At 75.0% G+C, this 3,400-nt stretch carries 1 protein-coding gene; it reads left to right on the top strand.

The window, feature by feature from the left end:
• Positions 1-3,400: SDR family NAD(P)-dependent oxidoreductase (locus ACFWW9_RS45995; RefSeq protein ID WP_390389967.1), on the top strand; the 3,400-nt coding region annotated here is incomplete at both ends.

Raw genomic sequence — 3,400 nt, 5'->3', positions numbered from 1 at the left:
GCCGCCGGGTCCGCCGCCTCACCGTGAGCCACGCCTTCCACTCGCCGCACATGGACGGCGTCCTCGACGACTTCCGGAAGGTCGCCGCCGGTCTCGAGTTCCACCCGCCCCGCATCCCGATCGTCTCGACCGTCACCGGCGACCGCGCCGACGACCTGACCTCGCCGGACTACTGGACGCGGCAGATCCGCGAGACCGTCCTGTTCGCCGCCGCGGTGCGCCGCCTCGACGCGCTCGGGGCCACGGTGTTCGTCGAGGTCGGCCCGGACGCCGTCCTGACGCTCCTGGCCGCGGCCACCTTGCCCGACACCGCGACGGTGGTCCCGCTGCTGCGGGCGGGCCACGACGAGGGCGAGACCTTCGGCGCGGGCGTCGCCACGGCGTACGTGAACGGAGCGCCCCTGGACGCGGGCTCCTTCTTCCCCGGCGCGACCCCGGTCCCGCTGCCCACGTACGCCTTCCAACGGCAGCACTTCTGGCAGAACCCGACCCCGCGCGCGCTGGGCCTCACGCCCGTCGACCACCCGTTCCTCAGCGGGGAACTGGAGGGCGTCGACGGCACGGACACCGTGGTCATCGGGCGGATCGGCCTGGCCGCCCACGGGTGGCTGGCGGACCACGCGATCGGCGGCCGCGTCCTCGTGCCCGCCACGGCGTTGCTTGAAGCGGTCGTGGCCGCGGGCGATCGGCTCGGCGTGCCCCACGTGGACGAGCTGACCCTGGAAGCACCCCTGGAACCGGTGGGGGACACCGCGCTGCGCCTGCACGTGGCCGCTCCGGACGCCGAAGGCCACCGCGCCTTCACCCTGCACGCCCGCCCGGAGGCGGGCCCGTGGACCCAGCACGCCTCCGGCGTCCTCGCGCCCGCCGTCGAGCCGACCGCCGACCTCGCCTGGCCCGAGGACGCGGAGGCCGTGCCGGTCGACGACGCCTACGACCGCCTCGCGGACCTCGGCTACCACTACGGCCCGGCGTTCCAGGGCTTGGAGTCCGGGTGGACCGACGGGACGTCGACCTACGCCGAGGTCTCGCTGCCGGAGGGCAAGGGGAAGTTCCGCGTGCACCCGGCTCTGCTGGACGCCGCGCTGCACGCCCTCGTCCTCGGCGGCGACCAGCTCCTCCTGCCGTTCAGCTGGCGCGGGGTCACCCTGAACCCCAGCAGCGCCACCGAACTCCGGGTTCGCTCCACGCCGAACGGCGACGGCACCACCTCCCTCGTGCTGGCCGAGTCCGACGGCCGTCTCGTCGCCACGGCCACCGCCCTGACGCTGCGCCCGGCCGCCACCACGACACCGTTGTCCACAGTGGACTGGCCGGTCATCACCGCTCCGGCCGACGCGTCCGACGACGTCGTGATCGCCCACGTCGAGACGGTGCCCGGCGTGCTGCGCGTGGTCCAGGAGTGGCTGGCGGGCGACCACCCCGACTCCCGGCTGCTCCTCGTCACCCGCAACGCCGTGGCCGTGCTCCCCACCGACGAGGTGGACCTGGACGCCGCCGGGATCTGGGGCTTCGTCCGCTCCGTCCAGTCCGAGCACCCGGACCGCGTGCTGCTGGTCGACCTCGACTCCAGCGACGCGCCGCCCGTGGTGCCGGAGGAACCGCAGGTCGCCGTTCGCGGGGGAGACCTCCACGTGCCCCGCCTGGTCCGGAGCCACCGGACCAGGACACCCGCGCGGTTCGGGCCGACGGGCACGGTGCTGATCACCGGCGGGACCGGCGGTCTCGGAGCCCTCGTCGCCCGACACCTGGTGGCCGCGCACGGGGTGCGCCGACTCCTGCTCGTCAGCCGCCGCGGCCCGGACGCGCCGGGCGCGGACGACCTCGCCGCCGACCTGACCGCGGCGGGCGCGGAGGTCACCCTCACCGCCGCCGACGTCGCGGACCGCCCGACGATGGCCGCGCTCGTCGCCGCGCACCCCGTGACGGCCGTGGTGCACGCCGCGGGCGTGCTGGCCGACGCGACGGTCGAAACCCTGACCGAAGCGGGCCTGGCCGAGGTCCTGCGGCCGAAGGCCGACGCCGCCCGCGTGCTGCACGAGGTGACCGCGGGCATGGACCTGACGGCGTTCGTGCTGTTCTCGTCGATCTCCGGCATCACCGGCACGGCGGGGCAGGCCAACTACGCCGCCGCCAACACGGTCCTGGACGCCTTGGCCCACCACCGCGTGTCGCGCGGCCTTGTCGGCACGTCGCTGGCGTGGGGGCTGTGGGACGCGGGCATGGGCTCCGGGCTGACCGAGACCGACCTGGCCCGGTGGGCACGCGCCGGTGTCCGGCCGCTGACCCCGGCCCGTGGCCTCGCCCTGTTCGACGCGGCCCTCGCCACCGGCGAGACGCTCGTCGTGCCCGCCGCCCTGGAACCGGCTCGCCCGGCCGTGCGCGTCCGCTCCACGTCGGGGTGGACCGGCCGGATCACCGCGTTGCCCGAGGCGGCACGGGCGGACGCGGTCCTGGACCTGGTCCGCGCCGAGGCCGCGTCGGTGCTCGGCCACCCGAGTCCCGTGGCGGCCAGGAGCACGTTCAACTCGCTCGGCTTCGACTCGTTGGCGGGCATGGATCTGCGCGCCCGCCTGGGCACGGCCACCGGGCTCCGGCTGCCCGCGACCGTGACGTTCGACCACCCCACGCCCGCCCGGCTCGCCGAGCACCTGCTGTCCCTGGTGACGGCGGAGAAACCGAAGGCCCGGCCCGTGGCGCGGGCGCGCACCGACGAGCCGATCGCGATCGTCGGCATGGCGTGCCGGTTTCCCGGCGGGGTTACCTCGCCCGAGGAGTTGTGGCGGCTGGTGGCGGACGGCGTGGACGCGGTCGGCCCGTTCCCGACGAACCGGGGCTGGGCCGAGGACCTCTACGACCCGGACCCGGAGCACGTCGGCACGTCGTACACCCGCGACGGCGGGTTCCTGCACGACGCGGATCTGTTCGACCGCGAGTTCTTCGGCCTGTCGCCGCGGGAGGCGACCGCCACCGACCCGCAGCAGCGGCTGCTGCTGGAAACCGCGTGGGAGGCGTTCGAGAGCGCGGGCATCGACCCGGAGACGCTGCGCGGCAGCACCACCGGCGTCTACACGGGCGCGATGTACGACGACTACGCGTCCCGGCTCGCCACGACCCCGGAGGAGTTCGAGGGGTTCCTGTTGGCGGGCAACCTGTCGAGCGTCCTGTCCGGACGGCTGTCGTACACCTTCGGCCTGCAAGGGCCGTCGCTCACGGTCGACACGGCCTGCTCCTCGTCGCTGGTGGCCTTGCACCTGGCGGTGCGGTCGCTGCGGTCCGGCGAGTGCGATCTCGCCTTGGCAGGCGGGGTCACGGTCATGAGCAGCCCGCACACGTTCGACGAGTTCTCGCGGCAGCCCGGGTTGCCGGCCGACGGCCGGTGCAAGTCGTTCGGCGCGGG

This window comes from Umezawaea sp. NPDC059074 (assembly GCF_042738955.1).
Lineage (GTDB): Bacteria > Actinomycetota > Actinomycetes > Mycobacteriales > Pseudonocardiaceae > Umezawaea.
Note: the sequence above shows the minus strand (reverse complement) of the source record. Positions and strands in the feature narration are given on the sequence as shown.